The sequence below is a fragment of the Roseateles sp. GW821-FHT09H10 genome (assembly GCF_059415865.1).
In genome coordinates, this window is sequence record NZ_JBWKOB010000005.1 from 538424 (window position 1) to 555605 (window position 17182).

Genomic DNA, 17182 nt, shown 5'->3' on the forward strand with positions numbered 1-17182 from the left:
ACCCCGGCGCCTGGCGTGATGCAAGCGGGTGCACCCGCGGCCATGCGGCGGTGCATCCTCAAGCGGCATGCCTCAGGCGCTGTGCGGCAGCAGGCGCAGTTCGCGATGTGCCGGCGGCAGGCCGCGGCTGGCGAGAACGAGGGGCTCATGCACGGCCATGACGCCGGGCAAGAAGGGCGCATGTCCCTCGATGTCGGCCAAGGCGATCGCGCCGGGCTGGTCGGCAAAGGCCAGCACATCGGGCGCGCCCAGGCCGATGGAGGCTGCGCCGAAGGCCGGGTCGGCAAAGACCTGCAAGGCCGTGGCCCCGGCGCTGCCCGCGCGCGGCGGCGACAGGTGCAGGGCCAGGCGCCCCTCGGCGTCACAGGCACCCTCATGCATGCGTCCCTCAGCATCGACCAGGCACACGCGGGCCCACGCGGCCGGCTCGCCATCGTCCTGCCAGGTCAGCAGGCCATAGACGCTGCAGACGCCGGACGGGGGGCGGCGCGTCGGCGCGCTGAGCAGGCCGACGCGCATCATGCGCACGCCTCCCAGCACGCGGTCGCTGAGGATCTGCCCCACCGGCCGGGCCGGCAGCGGCCAGGGCAGGGTCAGGGGCTGGAAACGTTGCAGCTCGTCGCGCACCAGCACGTCGGCACAGGCGGCCTGCTGCGGCTGGCGCCAGCGCTCGGGCAGGTCCGGCCATACATGCAGGCCCGAAGGCGTGACGATGGAGCGGCCGAGCAGCCGGCCTCCGCCACGCTGCACCAGGCTGCAACGCAGCCCCGTCGTGATGAGGTCGCCGCTGCTCAGGTCGACAAAGACCAGCGCCGTGCTCACCAGCAGCCGCGGGTGCTCCAGCGTCGGCTCGCGCCGTGTCGTGACAACAGCCATGGCCCATCCTAGGAAGGAGGCCCTGTAACAGTCACCCTGCTTGTTAGGGGCGCACGCCCGGCGCCTGCATCGCCATGCCGGCGGAGCGGCGCGCCAGATACACCTCCAGGGCCAGCAGCTCGGCGCTGTCCCAGTCCCACACCGTCGCGCGCACGCCGCTCAGGCAGCCGCGCAGGCGGCGCTGCAGGCTGCCCAGGGACTGCCATTCCAGGCGGTAGACGGGATAGTCATCGACATGGCCCTGGGGAATCAGGCTGCCGCCCAGGCGCAGCCCGGCGCGCTCGTCATGGCACTGGGCGCAGGACAGGTTGAGGGCGCCGATGCGGGTCCTATAGAGCTGCCGGCCGCGGCTGGCGGCGGCATCCAGTTCGGGGCCGCGTGGGGGTGCGAGCGGCAGGCCACGCGACTGCTGGGCGACGAGGGCCGTCAGCGCCAGCAGCGGCTCGGCCTCGGGCGCCCAGGCTGGCTGCTGCTGGCGGTGCACGCGGCAGCGCTGGATGCGGCCGGGCAGGTCGACAAGCCCTTGGTCCCAGGCCGGGTAGCGGGCCGCCGCACCGCGCAGCTTTTCGGGCTCGCCGTGGCAGCTGGCGCAGGACTTCGCACCCTGCCCCCACAGCTCGCGCCCCAGAGCCAGGGCGAGCTGGGCGGGATGCTGGGCGTCGTCGGCCTGCAGCGTGCGCAGGGCCGGGCTCATGGTGTCGCGGCCGGAACGGCGCTCGTCCGCATGGGCCACCAGCGCGACGACGAGCAGCAGCCAGGCCCTCATGCGACGCTCAGCGGGCGCGTCTCGCGATGCTCGAAGCCGTTGTCGCCACGCCAGACGAAGCTCAGTTCGCCCGGCTTGTCCGTGCGCATCCAGAACGCGAGATAGGGGTTGGCCGAGATGGCGGCATACAGGTCGGCGGCGAAGACGAGTTCGCCGTCCAGGCGGCACTCGAAGCGGCGCACCAGGTCGCGCGCCAGGCGCGAGCCGTCGTCGCTGGTGCGGTAGCCGGTCTCCATCGCATGGGCCACGGTGGCGCGCACCTCGAAGGGCTCGCCGGCCTTGATGGCCGTGGGCAAGTTGATGACGGCCCGCGTTGCCATCAGACCCTACCGAAGACAGCTTGCATTCCGGGCGTCGTCCCCGCGGGGGACCGACCAGGTCCGCGCGCGTCCAGCGCTGCGGGAATGGGCGAGGGCCAGCAGATTCACATCAGGGCTCCACGCAGGCTGCGAGGGTCACGATGACCTCCACACCTGCCTGCCAGCGGCGCCCGTCGGCTGCCTTGGCCACGGCGACGATGCGCTGGCTGCGCGCCAGCCGCATGCGGGTGCTGAACTCGGGCCGGGCAATGGCTGCGCCGAAACCAGCGTGCACGACTTCAGGCTCGGGGTTCAGCGACGTGAAGAGGGCCAGGCCCACGACCGGCTCGCTGGCGGCGACACGCACCGGCACCGCATTGCCGTTCTCCACCAGCTCGGCAATGTCGATCTTCAGCACGCCAGGCTTGGGCTCGCTGCCGGCCCAGGCCAGGATGGCCGCGCGCATGGCTTCGTCGGTCGCCTGCGCCTCGGGCAGCAGGGCCAGTGCGGACGCGCCGACGATGAACTCGCGCCGCCTCATGTCCTGCCCAGCGTGCCCAGATACGCCACGATGTCGTCGAGCTGCTGCTCGGTCAGCGCCGCCCTGCCCGCCCAGGCCGGCGCCACGTCGCGCAGGCCTTCGGTCGAACGGAAGGGCGGCATGACGGTGGCCGGGTTGAAGCGGCGCATGTCGGCGATGCGGTCCCGCATCCCCTTGGCATTCAGCCGTGCCGCGATGGCATCCAGCGGCGGCGCCAGATTGCCCTGGTTGGCATCGCCCGCACTGTTCAGCGCATGGCAGAGCAGGCACAGGCTCTGCGTGCGGTCGGCCACCAGGGCGCGGCCACGCTCCACGTCCGCGGCCTGGGCATTGGCCGCGAACGCAAGAGCGAGCAAAACGCGCATCAGGCCAGCTTGTGCTTGCTCAAGGGCAGGTCGCGGATGCGCTTGCCCGTGGCCGCGAAGATCGCGTTCAGCACCGCCGGCGCGGCGACCGCGATCGTCGGTTCGCCGACCCCGCCCCAAAAGCCGCCCGAGGGCATGCAGATCGTCTCGACCGCCGGCATGTGCTCCATCTTCAGTACCGGGTAGGTGTCGAAGTTCTGCTGCTCGACGCGGCCGTCCTTGACCGTGATCTCGCCGAACAGCGCCGCCGACAGGCCGTAGACGAAGCTGCCCTCGACCTGGGCCGCGATCTGCTGCGGGTTGACGGCATGGCCGGGGTCGGTGGCGGCGACGATGCGGTGGATCTTGAGCTCGCCCTTCTTGTTCACCGACACCTCGGCGCAGGCCGCCACATAGCTGCCAAAGCCCATGATCTGGGCCAGGCCCAGATGCCGCCCCTTGGGCCGCGGCTTGCCCCAGCCGGCCTTGGCCGCCACGGCGTTCAGCACGGCCAGGTGCTTGGGCGAATTGGCCAGCAGCTCGCGGCGCAGCTCCAGCGGGTCGCGCTTGGCGGCATGGGCCACCTCGTCAAGGAAGCACTCCATGTAGACGGCGTTCTGGTTCAGGTTCACACCGCGCCAGAAGCCCGGCGGCACCGTCGGATTGCGCATCGCATGGTCGATGAGCAGGTGGGGGACGGCATAGCCCAGCGCGCCTTCAGCGCCGCCGGCGCTCAGGCCCTGGAAGACGACCGGGTCCTTCCCGTCCTTGATGTTCTGCGGAAAGATGCCCGCGATGATGCTCTGGCCCGAGATGCGCATGTGCAGGGCCGTCAGCTTGCCCGCCGCGTCCAGGCCCGCCGTCAGCTTGCACTGGGTGACCGGGTGGTAGCGGCCATGCAGCATGTCCTCCTCGCGGCTCCAGATCAGCTTGACCGGCGTGCCAGGCAGCTCCTTGGCGATGGCCACCGCCTGGCGCACCCAGTCGTGCACGGCGCCGCGCCGGCCGAAGCCGCCGCCCAGGTGCAACTTGTAGACCTCGCACTGCGCCGGCGGCAGGCCGGAGGATTCGGATGCGGCGGCCAGGGCCGCCTCGCCGTTCTGCGTCGGCGTCCAGACCTCGCAGCGCTCCGGCGTCCACCTGGCGGTGGCGTTCATCACCTCCATCGTGGCGTGGTTCTGGTGGGGATAGCTGTAGACGGCCTCGACCTTCTTCGCCGCGCTGGCGAGTGCGGCTTTGACATCGCCCTGGCTGCTGCCGACGGCGGCCTCGGGCGCATCCAGTGCCGCCTTCAGGATGGCGGCGGTGCCGGCGCTGTTCTGCGACACGTTGGCGCCCTCGTCCCAGACGATGGGCAGGGCCTCCAGCGCCGTCTTGGCCCGCCACCAGGTATCGGCCACGACGGCCACGGCCGTGTCGCCCACCTTGACGACCTTCTTCACGCCCGGCCGGCCCTCGATGGCCGCGGCGTCGAAGCTCTTGAGCTTGCCGCCGAAGACCGGGCAGTCCTTGATGGCCGCGTTCAGCATGCCCGGCAGCGTCAGGTCCATGCCATAGACCTGGGAGCCGTCGAGCTTGGGTTTGGTGTCCAGGCGCTTGATGGGCCGGCCGGCCAGCTTCCAGTCCTTGGCGTCTTTCAGCTGGATGTCGGCCGGCGCGGCCAGCTTGGCGGCCTCGGCGGCGAGCTGGCCATAGCTCAGCTTCTTGCCGGCATGAGTGACCCAGCCGGAGGTCGTCGCGCATTCCACCACCGACACCTGCCACTGATTGGCCGCGGCCTGGATCAGCAGGGCCCGGGCCAGCGCCCCGCCCTTGCGCACGTACTCGTGCGATTCGCGCACGCCGCGGCTGCCGCCCGTGCTCATGCTGCCCCAGGCGCGGCTGCGCGCCAGGTTCTGGCCGGGTGTCGGGTACTCGGTCCTGACCTTGGCCCAGTCGCATTCCAGTTCCTCGGCAACCAGCTGGGCCAGGCCGGTCAGCGTGCCCTGCCCCATCTCCGAGCGGGCGATGCGGATGATGACGCTCTCGTCGGGCAGGATCTGCACCCAGGCATTCAACTCCGGCATGGCGGCGCCCGCCTGGGCAAGACCCGGCACATGGAAGCCCACCATCAGGCCGCCAGCGGCCGCCGAAGTGGTGTGCAGGAAGGATCGACGCGAAAGGACGGCGCTCATGCCTGGCCTCCCTCGATGACGATGGGAATCTGCTTGCGCTGCACCTGGCCGGCGGCCAGATGGATGGCCGCCCGCACGCGGTTGTAGGTGCCACAGCGGCAGATATTGGTCATGGCCGCGTCGATGTCGGCGTCCGTGGGCTTGGGTTTGCTCTTCAGCAGGGCCGCGGCGGCCATCAGCATGCCGCTCTGGCAGAAGCCGCACTGCGGCACGTCCAGCGCGTCCCAGGCCTTCTGCAGCGGGTGCGAGGCGTTCGGCGCCAGGCCCTCGATGGTGGTGATCTTCTGCGCCGTCGTCAGCGCCGAGGCCGGCATCACGCAGCTGCGCACCGGCGCGCCGTCGATGTGGACCGTGCAGGCGCCGCACTGGGCCACGCCGCAGCCGTACTTGGTGCCCGTGAGGCTGAGCTGCTCGCGCAGCACCCACAGCAGGGGCGTGTCGGCTTCCGCCTCGAACTGCACCCGCTTGCCATTGACCGTCAATTCCGCCATGCCTGCCGCTCCCGCTCCGCCACCCTTGGCGGGCGCGGGCAGCCTAGCAGCATCGGCGGCTTCCTGTCTCGCACTCCTAAGATGCCCGACATGGCCCGCCTCCTGATCCCCCTGCCCGCCGAGGACTACGACCCTTCCGAGGCGGCCATCCCCTGGCAGCTGCTGACGGCGCGCGGCCACGCCATCCAGTTCGCAACGCCCGACGGCCGGCCGGCCCAGGCCGACCCGCGCATGCTGAGCGGCGACGGCCTGGGCGTCTGGAAGGGCGTGCTGCGGGCGGACGCCAACGCCCGCGAGGCCCATGCGGCCATGGTGAAAAGCGCGGCCTTCCTGCAGCCGCTGAGTTATGACGCCATCGGCGACAGCGCCGTCGACGCCCTGCTGCTGCCCGGCGGCCACGCGCCTGGCATGAAGCCCTATCTCGAATCCGCGCGGTTGCAGGCTCTCATCGCGGCCCAGTTCGCAGCCGACAAGCCGGTCGCCGCCGTCTGCCATGGCGTGCTGCTGGTGGCGCGTTCGAAACGCGCCGACGGCCTGTCGGTGCTGCACGGCCGGCGCACCACCGGCCTGACCCGACAGCAGGAGATGACGGCCTGGCTGATGACGGCCGCCTGGCTGGGCAGCTACTACCGCACCTACGCCACGCCACTGCAGACCGAAGTCCAGTCCCTGCTGGCGCGGCCACAGGACTTCGACGTCGGCCCGCCACCGCTGCTGCGCGACGACCCCGGGCATCTCGGCCGAGGCTTTGCGCTGCGCGATGGCAACTACCTCAGCGCCCGCTGGCCGGGTGATGCCCACACCTTCGCGCTGGCTCTCGCTGGCATGCTCGAAGCCTGATCAGTCCAGCCGCGCAAAGCGCAGCTCGACGCGCAGCCCCTGGCCATCGGCGCCGCGCGACAGGCGCAGCGCGGCCCCATGGCGGTCCGCCACCGCCTTGACGATGGCCAGGCCCAGGCCGCTGCCGGCCTGCATCTGATCGGGCACACGGAAGAAGCGGTCGAAGACACGCTCGTGCAGGTTCTCGGGGATGCCGGGTCCGGCGTCCTCCACCCACAGCAGCACCTCGGCCTCTTGATCGATCAGGCCCAGCTCCACGCGAGAGCCAGCCGGCGAATACTTGATCGCGTTCTCGACCAGGTTGTCGACCAATGAGATCAGGCCTTCGCTCTCACCGGCGATCAGGCCTTCGGTATGCGCGCGCAGTTCGAGCTCGATGCGGCTCTCGCGCGCCAGGCCGCTGAGTGCCGCCAGCCTCTCCTGCACCAGCTCGGCCAGGGCGAGGCGCTGCCGCGCGCCCTGCGGCCTTGCGGCATCGCTGCGCATCAGCCCCAGCAACTGGGCCACCAGGCGGCTGGTGCGCGCATTGCTGCGCACCAGCCCGTCCAGCAGTTCCTGGTCGCGCGGGTCGTTGCGGTGGCTGCGCAGGGCCTCGACATTGATGCGCATGGCCGCCAGCGGCGTACGCATCTCGTGGGCGGCGTCGGCAATGAAACTGCGCTCGCGCTCCACGCTGGCCGCCACGCGCGCCAACAACTGGTTCACGGCCCTGGACAGCGGTTGCAGCTCGCGATAGCCGCTGCCGAACTGCAGCGGCGCCAGATCGTCGGGCCCACGCGCCGCGATTTCGGCGGAGAAGCGCCGCCAGGGCCGCAGCGCCAGGCGCACCGAAGCCCAGGCCGGCAGCACCAGGAAGGGCAGGCTGATCAGCAGCGGCAGGACCAGGATGCCGCGCGAGCCCAGCGCAAAGATGATCTTCATCGTGTGGCCCGAGCGGATCAGCGTGACGCGGGCGTCGGACACCTCGGAGGTCTGGCTGTAGGTGCGCCAGGGCGTGCCGTCAACCTCCAGCTTCTCCAGCTGGCGGTCCTTCAGCGTGCGCAACACACCGGGTTCCCCCGGCGACGCATAGACCAGCCTGTCGCCCTTCCACACCACCAGGGTCTGACGCAGGGCCGGGTCGTCCTCCTCGTTGCTCTCGCGGCGCTGGAAGACGTCGATGCGCCGCAAGGCCTCGGCCAGCTTGTCGGGCTGGTCGGCCAGCGCATCGACGATGGCCAGGATCATGTCCGCCCGCGGGCCGGCCAGGCGGGGCTCGAGGATCTCGTCATAGCGTGCCGTATCGTGGATCAGGTAGGCGCAGGCCGCGCCCCAGAGCAGCAGCACCAGGGCCATCTGGGCCAGCACCAGGCGCCCCACCAGCGACGAGAACAGCAGCCTGCGCAGGCGGGCCCACATCAGCTCGCCTCCCCGGAGGCATCGACGCGGTCGATGACATAGCCGACACCGCGCACCGTGCGGATATAGCCCGGCCCGATCTTGCGGCGCAGATTGGAGATGTGCACGTCCAGCACATTGCTCTCGTTGCTGGCGCCGCCGGGCAGCACCTGCTCCTCCAACATGCGGCGCGTCAGCACGCGGTCGGCGCGCTTCATCAGCAGGCTCAGCAGATCGAACTCGCTGCGCGACAGCTCGGCCACCTTGCCGTCGACGGTGACCCGCATCGTCGCCGTGTGCAGGGCCAGCTTGCGCACCTCCAGCGTCTCGCCGGCCATGCCGTAGCTGCGCCGCGCCAGTGCGCGCACCCGCGACACCAGCTCAGCCAGGGCGAAGGGCTTGACGAGGTAGTCGTCGGCCCCACGGTCCAGGCCAGCGAGACGGTCGGCCAGCGCGTCGCGCGCCGTCAGGATGAGGACGGGCGTCGTCTCGCCCTCGCGGCGCAGCCGTGCCAGCAGCGTCAGGCCGTCGCCATCGGGCAGGCCCAGGTCCAGCAGCACCAGGTCGAAGGGCCGGCTGTCCAGTGCCTGCAGGGCATCGCCCAGGCGCCGCACCCACTGCAGCGCCAGGCCCTGGTCTTCCAGCGCGATGCGCACGCCATTGCCCAGCTCGAGATCGTCTTCAACCAACAGGATGTTCATGCCAGGAATTGGAGCGGCGCTACATGAAGAAAGCCTGAAGCGGCGGGCGAATGGTGCCCGTTCATCAAGCCTTCAGAAAGGCTTTGGCTTCGGTTCATCTGCGATTTCGACACTGCATCAGCGCCGAAACACAGCTCGGCCGCCGGCACCGGATGCGAAGCACTGGACGCCCGGCCAACCTCAATCCGCTTCGGAAACTCCAAGGAAAACTGTTCCATGAACCGCCATCAAATCGCCGCCGCTTCCCTGCTCAGCATGCTCGCCGTCTCGTCGGCTTGGGCCAGCAACACCGACACCGCCAAGCAGGAATCCGGCCCCTATGTCGGCGCCGCCCTCGGCCGCACCACCTTCTCGGCCAAGAACCTCGGCCTGCCCAAGACCGGCAGCGACGAATCCGCCCAGGCCAGCAAGGTCTACGGCGGCTATCGCTTCAGCGACCGCCTGGGTGTCGAGGCCGGCTATGTGCGCCTGGGCTCGACCGTCCAGACCCTGACCGTTGGCAACGCCGCGGTGTCGCAGACGGTCAAGGCCCGCAGCCTCTACGTCGCCGCCACCAGCCGCCTGCCGCTGTCGACCGACTTCGCGCTGACCGGCAAGGCCGGCGTCTCCTTCGGCAAGGCCAGCGGCGCCAATCTGCTGCCCGCAGCGGCCGACATGACGGGCTCCAAGCGCGCCTTCATGTGGGGCATCGGCGCCGAGTACCAGCTGACGAAGGCTGTCGCCCTGACGGCCGACTTCGACCACTTCGGCCAGGTGTCCGACAAGGTGCGCGCCAACCTCTTCAGCGCCGGCGTCCGCTATCGCTTCTGAGGCTTCAGGGCAGCAGCCCGGCCTCGCGCAGCATGCCGTTGAACCGCTCCGGCGCCTCCAGCGAGGGCAGATGGGCCAGGCCCGTCAGCGTCCAGCAGCGCGCGCCGGGCAGGCGCTCGGCCATGGCCTGGCAGCGCTGCACGAGGTGGGGCAGATCGAGATCGCCCCAGACCAGGCGCACCGGCCCGGCCAGCTGTTCCAGGCGAGGCCAGGCCGGCGCCGCTGTCTCGGCCTCGCCCGGCGACGGCGAGCGCAGCGCGATGCCGTTCATGTCGAGGAACAGGGCGCGGGCCGTGCCGCCCACGCGCCCCTCGGCCTGCCCCGGCCCGTCCAGCCACAGCCGCGCTTCCAGGCGGTTGACCTCGTCGACATCCCCGGCCGCGTCCGCCGCTTCGGTGGCGGCGTCCAGTGCCTGGCTGGCCGCGTCCAGCACCGGCGCCGGCGCGCCCGTGACCGCCGGCGCCACCAGCGTCAGGCCGGCCACGCGCTCGGGCCAGGCCAGCGCGAAATCGATGGCGATGCGCCCGCCCTGAGAGCAGCCGATCAGCTCGACGCGATCCAGGCCGAGGGTGTCGAGCACCGCGCGCAGGTCCGCCATCCAGGCATGCGGCCGGGCCGCACCTATGCGGGTCTGGCCAAAGCCGCGCCTGTCCATGCGCAGGGCCGAACGCCCGCCGGCGGCCGCCTGCATCGCGCCGTCCCACAGGCGGCCATCGGCGACGCCGGCATGCAGGAAGACGAGCGGGGGCCGGCCATCGACCTGCGGGCGGTACTCGACCGCCAACTCGGCGCCGTCAACGGCAATCCAGTGCGTGACCTGCATGGCGGGACCTCAGAGATGCTGCAGCCAGCCACGCCCCGCCAGGCAGCGCTGCTGCGCCGCCAACGCCTCGGCCGAAGCCTTGATGCGCCGGTTCTCGGCATTGGTCGTGCAACTGGGGCCGGAGATGCAGCCGGCCACATGCGGATCCGTCAGCTGCTGGATGCGCATCGCGCGCTCGGCCTCCCGATAGCAGTCGGCCGTGTCGGCTTCCAGATCCGCCGCGGCATTGCGGGTGTTGACCCATCGAGGCGCGGCGCAGGCGGTCAGCGCGATACAGGTCAGCAGCAGCAGGTTTCTCATGGGGAGCGGGGCCATCGGATGGCGCGCATCCTAGCGTCCCAACCGATGGCCCCAGAGCGGCCGCCGGGGCCCGCTCAGCGCGGATGTTCGCTGCCGCTGGCGGCCTGCAGGCCCATCGCCGCCGCATGGCCGACGGGCTCGCCAAAGGCGGCCGCCAGCCTGGCCCCGAACATGGGGTTGGCGGCTATGGCCATCAGCACCCGGCCCTGCTGGTCGACGGCGCTGATCTGGTGGGCATGGGTATCGAACGCCCATCGGGCCACCGGGGTGAACTGGCTGAACATCATTGCAAACCTCCTTCGCTGCGTGCGCGGACGCGTTGGAAACGGCAGTACTCGCGCGTCCAGCCCTCGTGGGCCTTGGCGTCGATGACGGTGCGCCACTGCAGATGCGCGGCTTCGGCGACGTCGGCACAGGCCGGCGCGATCGGCCCCACCACATAGCCGGCGCAGGCGCCGCCCGTCAGGCCGGTGGCCGGGCAGGGGGTCGAGCGCCGGAACTCCGCCACGGCTGAGGCGGAGCGCTGCGGCTTCGCGCCGGCGAGCGGCGCGATCACCAGCAGTGCTGCCCCGGCAAGGGCGGCGGCCACCGCCACGGCGGTCATCGTCGGCGCCTTCACAGCACCACCCGACGCACGTCAATTTCGGTGTCCTCCCAGGCCACGATGTCGGGCTTGGGAAGCGCGACAAGGCCCCGGAACAGGCGCGCCTCGGTTTCCTGCGACGCGGCCTCGTGCAGCCCCCGCACCCGGCGCAGCGTGGCGCGGATCTGGTGGACCGAGTCCTGGGCAAAGGCGTGGAAGGGAATCTGCATGGCGGGCTCCGTTGTCGATAACGACAGTCTCGGCAGCCGGCGCTCGAGCGGGAATCGCCCTTAGTGAGGCCCGCGGGGGGATGGGGCCAGGGCCCTCCCCCGCCATATCCCTCCAAAGGGGGATGGCAAAAAAATGCCCCGGCCATCGGCCGGGGCAATTCGCCAGACGCCTGCGAGGCAGAACCAGCGGCCTGCTCAGGGAGGGAGAAGCAGACGAGGGCAACGTTAGCGCGGCGCTGGCATCGGCGCTGTAGGACGGCGCCGCGCCATGGAGAAACATGCGCTAACAGATGGCACGCCTTGCAACCGGTACCCCGTGAGAAATCTCATGCCATGAATGCGACCGGTGTATCGGTCTGTGAGACTCCCCCCATTTGAGGGGGGACCTTCCTAGACTGCGCCGCTCGCGCGTTGGGCGCGGAAAAAGGATGCAGTCCATGGTCCCTGTCATGCAAGCGCGGCACAGCGCCTCATCGAACACCTTCGCGGGTGCTGCCGCACTGGCTTTGAACAGCGATTTCGGCGCGCTGGATGGCGATGCCCTCGGCCTCGTCGAGCGTCGCTATGGCGATCGGGGCCTCACCGTCACCCGCGAGCGCTACAGCAGCCGCAACCAGGACGGCGACATCGTCTGCACGGCCCGTGACGGCGAAGCCATCGTCGGTACCCTGTCCGTGCGCTTCGACGGCAAGGGCGGCCTGCATGCCGACCAGCTGTTCCAGGCCGAGCTGGACGAATGGCGCGCCGCCGGCATCACGCTTTGCGAGTTCGGCGGCCTGGCCGTGGACAAGCATTCCCATGACCCCAAGCGCGTGCTGGCCCAGATCTTCCACCTCGGCTATCTGCACGCCCACCGCCGCGCCCGCGTCGAGCGCCTGGTCATCGAGGTGAATCCGCGCCATGTCGGCTTCTATCGCCGCTGCCTGGGTCTGGTGCCCTACACCGCCGCACGGCACAACCCGCGTGTCGATGCACCGGCCGTGCTGATGAGCATCGACTTCGCCACCATCCGCGACCAGATCGCGCTGTGGGGCGGCTATCCCGATTCCGTCGCATCCGCGCGCAGCCTCTACCCGCTGGCCTGGGACGAGGCCACCGAGGCCATGATGCTGGCTCGCCTGCCCTGAGCGGGCGGGTCATTCCACCGGCAGCAGGCCCAGGAAGCGATCCAGCATGTGGAAGTGGTCGTCGAAGAAGCGCTCTTCCATCGCTGCCAACTCACCCAGCGGCACCCAGCGCGCCTGAGCCGCGTCGTCGGCGCCCTGCACTTCGGGCAGCTCGCGATCGCCCAGGTCGAAGTGATGGGCATGCGTGATGGTGCGGCCGCGCTGGCTGCGGTCGGGGTGGTCGAAGACGGCCACGCCCAGCAGGGCCCGTTGCAAGGTTTCGGGCAGCAGGCGCAGCCCGGTCTCCTCCTCCAGCTCGCGCACGGCTGACTGGTAGAGCGTGTCGCGCGGCTCGACAAAGCCGCCGGGCAAGGCCCACAGGCCCTGGCCGGGGTCCTGGGCGCGCTGGATCAGCAGCACATGGCCCGCGCATTGCAGCACCAGGTCGACGGTGACGAAGACCGGTGCATAGGGTGCGGCCGCCCAGGCCTGGCGGTAGCGCTTGAGCATGGCCCATTCGCGGCGCAGCGCTGCGAGGTAGGGCAGATGCGCCCAGGCCTGCATGAAGCTGCGCGTGCCCGGCGGCACCTGGTCGACCCAACTCGCCAGCACACCGTCCAGGCCCTCAGCATCGGCCTCGAACAGCGCCGCGCGCAGGTCGGTGGCATCCACGCGATGCTGGCGCGGCAGGCTGAGCAGCTTCCACGGCGAGAAGCGGCGCAGATAGTCGCTGGTGGCGTCCTTGAAATGGCCGACCAGCGTGACATCGCCAGTCCCCACGCGCTGCTCGACCGCCTTGCGCACGGCCTGCACCCAGCGGGTCTCGTCGTAGAGGTCGCGCAGCGGCACGATCTCGACGCGCTCGCGCTCGGCTTCGGTCAGCGCCAGCTTCAGCATCTCGGCGCGCTCGGCCCAGCTGAAGGGATGGCGCGGCGAGCGCGCCTGGTGAGCCGAGCCCAGCATGACGATGACGCGCGGCGCCTCGGCGAGGGCGGCACGCAGCAGGGCCAGGTGCCCGTTGTGGACGGGCTGGAAGCGGCCGATGACGACGGCAAACTTGTTCATGACAACACGCTCGGAAAAACGGCGGCGATGGGCATCTGCCTTCCTTGACCAAAAGCCCGCGCACGCAGCCGGATCAGTGGCGGCGCCTGGCGACGCTTGTATTCGCTGCGCTGGATCATGCGGGCGATCTTCTCGATGAGCGCCCTGCCCTCGGCCGTCTCGCGCAGCGCGGCCATGCGGGCTTCGGCGGTGTCGCGCTCCCCGGGGGCCAGGCGGTCGCCTTCGATGAGGATCTTGAGCATTTCGTCCAGCACCGGATAGGGCGGCAGGCTGTCGATGTCGCGCTGGCCCGGGGCCAGTTCGGCCGACGGCTCCTTGTCGATGATGGCCATCGGGATGAGCTCGCGGCCGGCCGCCTCGTTCAGATGGCGGCACAGCGCAAAGACCTCGGTCTTGTAGAGGTCGCCGATCAGCCCCAGGCCGCCATTGGTGTCGCCGTACAGCGTGCAGTAGCCGACCGAGACCTCGCTCTTGTTGCCGGTGGTCAGCAGCAGATGGCCGTTGGCATTGGAGTAGGCCATCAGGATGGTGCCGCGCACGCGGGCCTGCAGGTTCTCCAGCGTCAGGCCCTGCATGGGCGTGCTGAAGCTGTCGGCGAACTGGACCTTCAGCGCCTCCACGGCGCCGTGGATGGGGTGGTTGAGCAACTGGATGCCGAGCTTGCGGCACAGCGCTTCGGAATCACTCACCGAGCCGCTGGACGAGAAGCTGGACGGCATGGTGATGCCGACCACATTGTCTGCACCCAACGCTTCCGTTGCGAGGGCCAGCGTCAGGGCGCTGTCGATACCGCCCGAGCTGCCGACCACCGCCTTGGTGAAGCCGCAGCGGCGCGCGTAGTCGCGCAGGCCGAGCACGATCTGGGCGCGGTAGAAAGCCATGGCGCTCAGGCCGGCTGGCTCCGGCCGCGCTGGGCGGCTGCCGTCAACCTCGACAAAGCGGCCATCGACAAAACCCAGGGTGCGCACGCATTCGACGAATCGCTCCGCCTCGAAGACGACGCCCTCATCGGGCTCGACGGCAAAACTGGCGCCGTCGTAGACGAGCTGGTCATGCCCGCCGACATGGTTGATGTAGAGGATGGGCAGGCCGTTGCGCCTCGACGCCGCGGCGAAGACCTGATGGCGCTGCTCGCGTTTGCCGATATTGCTGGGGCTGGCGTTGATGCTGATGACGAGGTCAGGCGCCACGTCGCGCAGGCGCTCGAAGGGGTTGACGCCGTAATCGGCGCCCTCGTCGTTCCAGCCGTCCTCGCAGATCAGCAGGCCGACCTGGGCGCTGCCGATGCGCAGCACCCTGGCCACGTCGGCGCCGGGCTCGAAGTGGCGGCGCTCGTCGAAGATGTTGTAGGTGGGCAGCAGCTGCTTGGCATAGCGCAGCAGCTGCTCGCCATTCTTCAACACGATCAGCCCGTTCTCCAGCTTCTTGCCAGGGCCTTCGCGGGTCAGCGGCGCGCCGAACACCCAGGTGAGGCCGGGCAGCTCGCGCGAGGCGATGCGCAGCGACTCCAGGCCGGCTTCGGTCTGGCGCAGGAAGGCGGGCTCGTCCAGCAGGTCGCCCGGGTAGTAGCCACTGACGGCCAGTTCGGGGAAGACGACCAGCTCCGAACCCGCCCAGGCCGCCTGGCGCGCCGCGGCCAGCATGCGGGCCACGTTGCCGTTGACGTCACCCACCGTCAGGTTGAGCTGGGCGAGGGTGATCTTCATCATGACTTGATGCCGAAGACCTGGCGCAGATAGGCCAGGAAGGTCTCGTCGTCGCAGAGGGTCTTGCCGGGGCTGTCGCTGAGCTTGGCCACGGGCTGGCCGTTGGCATGGGTCAGCTTCATGACGATGTTCAGCGGCGTCAGCCCCAGATCGTTGCTCAGGTGGGTGCCGATGCCGAAGCCGAGCTGCACGCGGTCGGCGAAGTGGCGGTAGAGCTCGATGGCCTTGGTCACCGTCAAGCCGTCGCTGAAGACCAGCCGCTTGGTGTGCGGGTCGATGCGCAGCTTGGCGTAATGGGCCAGGGCCTTCTCGCCCCAGACGACCGGGTCGCCGCTGTCGTGGCGCAGGCCGTCGAAGAGCTTGGCGAAGTAGAGGTCGAAGTCGGCCAGGAAGGCGTCCATGCCGACGACGTCGGTCAGGGCCGTGCCGAGGTCTCCGCGGTATTCCTGCACCCAGTCTTCCAGCGCGGCCTTCTGGTGATCGCGCAGGCGCACCGTGCCCAGGGCCTGGTAGGTCTGCAGGTATTCATGGGCCATGGTGCCGATGGGCACCAGGCCCAGCTCCTTGGCCAGCAGCACATTGGAGCTGCCCTTGAAATGCCGGGGCAAGGCGTCGCGCAGCTGGGTCACCACCTCGCGCTGCCAGGCACCCGAGAAGCGGCGGCGCAGGCCGAAGTCGAACAGGTCGAAAGGATGGCGCTGCGGCAGCACCTCGGCCGAAAAGGCCTGCAGCGCGGCGATCTTGGCGTCCAGCCGGCGCTGGCCCTCCGCGCGCACGGCGGGTGTGTCCAGGCGGCGGAAGTAGAGCTCGTTGACGATGGCCAGCACCGGGATCTCGAAGCCCATCACATGCACCTGCGGGCCGCGGGCGACGATGTTGAGCTTTTCGCCCTCGGTCGTCACTTCGACGAAATCGCGCTGGAACTTGAAGATGCGCAGGAAGTCGACGAAGTCGCTCTTGATGAAGCGCAGGCCCTTCACATAGGCCAGCTCGTCGGCGCGGAAGCTCAAGGCGCACAAGGCCTCTAGTTCGCGCTCGACGTCGGCCTTCAGTTCGGCCAGCGGATAGCCCGGCTGGTTGCGGCAGACGAAGCGGTACTCGGCCTGGGTCTGCGGGTGGCGATGCAGCAGGGTCTGCCACATCGTGAACTTGTAGAGGTCGGTGTCCAGCAGGCTGGTGATGACGGGAGTGCTCATGCGGTCGTCTCTCAAATCTCGGTGCTGGTGGTCAGCTGCAGGCCCTTTGCCCGCATCGCGGCCAGGAACTCGGCCTGCTGGGCCTCGAAGCCTGCCACAGCGCTGATGCAATCTGTCAGCAGCACCAGCTTGTTGAGCTGCTTCGATGGCAGATGGGCGGCCAGATGCTCGACGGTGGCTCGCACGCAGTGGCTGCCGGCCTCGCCGGCGATGAGGATGCAGTCGAAGCGGTCCAGCGCGGCGAGCAGGGCCTGGTTGAGCTCGGTGCCCTCGTCGGCCGGGTCGGGCACTTCGGCCTGCAGGGCGCTGTAGTGCTCGGTCCAGGGGTTCTCGCCCTTGGTGACGACTTCCACCGAGCGGCCCTCGGCATCGGCCCAGGCGTCCAGCGCCGCTTGCAGGCCGGCATGCACGCCATGGCCCCAGCTGCCCATCTGGCAGTGCACGGGCCAGACCATCAGCGTGTAGCGGCCGGTGGCTTCCAGTGCATCCAGATAGGCCAGCACGCGGTCGAGCTGGGCGGCGTCGCGCGGCGCGTATTCACCCGCACGCACCTGGGCGGCCGTGATGGGCGTGAAGGGGCCGGGCGCGCGGCCGCTGGCCTGCTCCACCCAGAAGCCGGGGTGGGCGATGTCGATGCGGTGGTGGGAGTCCAGCGTCACCGTGATGGCGCCGAGCTGGCCACGCAGGCGCTTCACCAGGCCGGCGGCGCGCTGCATGTCTTCATGGGCGCCGGTCACGGGCAGCGCGGGGCGGATGAGGTCGCCACTCACGGGCGAGCGCGGCAGCCAGTCCGCGGGCAGGTCACAGAAGTCGTTCTGCGGGTCGATCAGCAACAGATGCGTGTTCATGGCATTCCTCTTGTGTTGTGGTCCCATGATACGCCCACTTAAATTAATGGCGCAACTAAGTAATTGCAAGTAAACCCATGGGTGGCGCGAACGCTTATGCTTGCTT

At 69.8% G+C, this 17182-nt stretch carries 22 protein-coding genes; 3 read left to right on the forward strand and 19 right to left on the reverse strand.

Going from position 1 to position 17182, the window contains the following annotated elements; all coding sequences use genetic code 11:
- Positions 1-72: 72 nt before the first annotated feature.
- The 7 genes from AC07OY_RS23605 to AC07OY_RS23635 all read right to left on the reverse strand — a co-directional run bounded on the left by AC07OY_RS23605 (position 73) and on the right by AC07OY_RS23635 (position 5491).
- Positions 73-876, reverse strand: coding sequence for a hypothetical protein (locus tag AC07OY_RS23605; protein WP_495045014.1), 804 nt, complete (start codon positions 874-876; stop codon positions 73-75).
- Positions 877-919: 43 nt separating this feature from the next.
- Entirely contained in the window at positions 920-1642 is a 723-nt protein-coding gene (gene soxA, locus AC07OY_RS23610; RefSeq protein ID WP_495045015.1) for a sulfur oxidation c-type cytochrome SoxA, read from the reverse strand.
- Positions 1639-1962: a thiosulfate oxidation carrier complex protein SoxZ gene (locus AC07OY_RS23615; RefSeq protein ID WP_495045016.1), complete on the reverse strand. Its 324-nt coding sequence runs from the start codon at positions 1960-1962 to the stop codon at positions 1639-1641. Before AC07OY_RS23615 ends, soxA begins: the two co-directional genes overlap by 4 nt.
- Positions 1963-2071: 109 nt before the next feature.
- The gene (locus tag AC07OY_RS23620) at positions 2072-2482 is read right to left on the reverse strand and encodes a thiosulfate oxidation carrier protein SoxY (protein ID WP_495045017.1); all 411 of its coding nucleotides are present in this window, start codon (positions 2480-2482) and stop codon (positions 2072-2074) included.
- Positions 2479-2847, reverse strand: a complete 369-nt coding sequence (gene soxX, locus AC07OY_RS23625; RefSeq protein ID WP_495045018.1) for a sulfur oxidation c-type cytochrome SoxX — start codon at positions 2845-2847, stop codon at positions 2479-2481. The genes AC07OY_RS23620 and soxX overlap by 4 nt, the downstream gene beginning before the upstream one ends.
- Positions 2847-5000 carry a xanthine dehydrogenase family protein molybdopterin-binding subunit gene (locus AC07OY_RS23630; RefSeq protein WP_495045019.1) on the reverse strand — a complete coding sequence of 718 codons (2154 nt, stop codon included), beginning with the start codon at positions 4998-5000 and terminating at the stop codon, positions 2847-2849. Before AC07OY_RS23630 ends, soxX begins: the two co-directional genes overlap by 1 nt.
- The gene (locus tag AC07OY_RS23635) at positions 4997-5491 is read right to left on the reverse strand and encodes a (2Fe-2S)-binding protein (protein WP_495045020.1); all 495 of its coding nucleotides are present in this window, start codon (positions 5489-5491) and stop codon (positions 4997-4999) included. Before AC07OY_RS23635 ends, AC07OY_RS23630 begins: the two co-directional genes overlap by 4 nt.
- Positions 5492-5581: 90 nt before the next feature.
- On the opposite strand from AC07OY_RS23635, the gene AC07OY_RS23640 reads away from it, so the two are divergent.
- Positions 5582-6331: a type 1 glutamine amidotransferase domain-containing protein gene (locus AC07OY_RS23640; RefSeq protein ID WP_495045021.1), complete on the forward strand. Its 750-nt coding sequence runs from the start codon at positions 5582-5584 to the stop codon at positions 6329-6331.
- Here the strand turns inward: AC07OY_RS23640 and AC07OY_RS23645 are convergent, their stop codons facing one another.
- From AC07OY_RS23645 to AC07OY_RS23655, 3 genes are read right to left on the reverse strand one after another with little or no spacing between them, the layout of a single operon-like run.
- Positions 6332-7729, reverse strand: coding sequence for an ATP-binding protein (locus tag AC07OY_RS23645; RefSeq protein ID WP_495045022.1), 1398 nt, complete (start codon positions 7727-7729; stop codon positions 6332-6334).
- Positions 7729-8409: a response regulator gene (locus AC07OY_RS23650; protein WP_495045023.1), complete on the reverse strand. Its 681-nt coding sequence runs from the start codon at positions 8407-8409 to the stop codon at positions 7729-7731. The genes AC07OY_RS23645 and AC07OY_RS23650 overlap by 1 nt, the downstream gene beginning before the upstream one ends.
- Positions 8406-8627 (reverse strand): hypothetical protein, encoded by a 222-nt coding sequence (locus tag AC07OY_RS23655; protein ID WP_495045024.1) that lies wholly within the window; start codon positions 8625-8627, stop codon positions 8406-8408. The genes AC07OY_RS23650 and AC07OY_RS23655 overlap by 4 nt, the downstream gene beginning before the upstream one ends.
- On the opposite strand from AC07OY_RS23655, the gene AC07OY_RS23660 reads away from it, so the two are divergent.
- A complete protein-coding gene (locus AC07OY_RS23660) occupies positions 8626-9219 on the forward strand; it encodes a porin family protein (protein ID WP_495045025.1) in 594 nt (197 codons plus the stop codon). The two genes, AC07OY_RS23655 and AC07OY_RS23660, sit on opposite strands and share 2 nt — an antisense overlap.
- Before the next feature lie 4 nt (positions 9220-9223).
- Here AC07OY_RS23660 and AC07OY_RS23665 read toward each other — a convergent pair whose 3' ends face one another.
- The 5 genes from AC07OY_RS23665 to AC07OY_RS23685 all read right to left on the reverse strand — a co-directional run bounded on the left by AC07OY_RS23665 (position 9224) and on the right by AC07OY_RS23685 (position 11155).
- Positions 9224-10042: an alpha/beta fold hydrolase gene (locus AC07OY_RS23665; protein WP_495045026.1), complete on the reverse strand. Its 819-nt coding sequence runs from the start codon at positions 10040-10042 to the stop codon at positions 9224-9226.
- Positions 10043-10051: 9 nt separating this feature from the next.
- Positions 10052-10342 carry a hypothetical protein gene (locus AC07OY_RS23670; RefSeq protein ID WP_495045027.1) on the reverse strand — a complete coding sequence of 97 codons (291 nt, stop codon included), beginning with the start codon at positions 10340-10342 and terminating at the stop codon, positions 10052-10054.
- A gap of 74 nt (positions 10343-10416) precedes the next feature.
- Positions 10417-10629, reverse strand: coding sequence for a hypothetical protein (locus tag AC07OY_RS23675; protein ID WP_495045028.1), 213 nt, complete (start codon positions 10627-10629; stop codon positions 10417-10419).
- Complete coding sequence (locus AC07OY_RS23680) at positions 10626-10946, reverse strand: hypothetical protein (protein WP_495045029.1); 321 nt, start codon at positions 10944-10946, stop codon at positions 10626-10628. The genes AC07OY_RS23675 and AC07OY_RS23680 overlap by 4 nt, the downstream gene beginning before the upstream one ends.
- Before the next feature lie 11 nt (positions 10947-10957).
- The gene (locus AC07OY_RS23685; protein ID WP_495045030.1) at positions 10958-11155 is read right to left on the reverse strand and encodes a hypothetical protein; all 198 of its coding nucleotides are present in this window, start codon (positions 11153-11155) and stop codon (positions 10958-10960) included.
- A 437-nt stretch (positions 11156-11592) separates the two neighbouring features.
- Between AC07OY_RS23685 and AC07OY_RS23690 the strand changes: the two genes are divergently transcribed.
- Positions 11593-12282 carry an N-acyl amino acid synthase FeeM domain-containing protein gene (locus AC07OY_RS23690; RefSeq protein WP_495045031.1) on the forward strand — a complete coding sequence of 230 codons (690 nt, stop codon included), beginning with the start codon at positions 11593-11595 and terminating at the stop codon, positions 12280-12282.
- A 9-nt stretch (positions 12283-12291) separates the two neighbouring features.
- On the opposite strand, the gene AC07OY_RS23695 is transcribed toward AC07OY_RS23690, so the two are convergent.
- The 4 genes from AC07OY_RS23695 to AC07OY_RS23710 are packed head-to-tail and all read right to left on the reverse strand — an operon-like array spanning position 12292 to position 17076.
- Positions 12292-13326, reverse strand: coding sequence for a bifunctional nicotinamide-nucleotide adenylyltransferase/Nudix hydroxylase (locus AC07OY_RS23695; protein WP_495045032.1), 1035 nt, complete (start codon positions 13324-13326; stop codon positions 12292-12294).
- Positions 13323-15035 (reverse strand): NAD+ synthase, encoded by a 1713-nt coding sequence (locus tag AC07OY_RS23700; protein ID WP_495045033.1) that lies wholly within the window; start codon positions 15033-15035, stop codon positions 13323-13325. The genes AC07OY_RS23695 and AC07OY_RS23700 overlap by 4 nt, the downstream gene beginning before the upstream one ends.
- Positions 15032-16228 (reverse strand): nicotinate phosphoribosyltransferase, encoded by a 1197-nt coding sequence (gene pncB / locus AC07OY_RS23705; RefSeq protein WP_495045034.1) that lies wholly within the window; start codon positions 16226-16228, stop codon positions 15032-15034. The genes AC07OY_RS23700 and pncB overlap by 4 nt, the downstream gene beginning before the upstream one ends.
- 11 nt (positions 16229-16239) lie before the next feature.
- On the reverse strand, positions 16240-17076 hold the full coding sequence (locus AC07OY_RS23710; RefSeq protein WP_495045035.1) for a cysteine hydrolase family protein: 837 nt from the start codon (positions 17074-17076) through the stop codon (positions 16240-16242).
- Positions 17077-17182 lie beyond the last annotated feature (106 nt).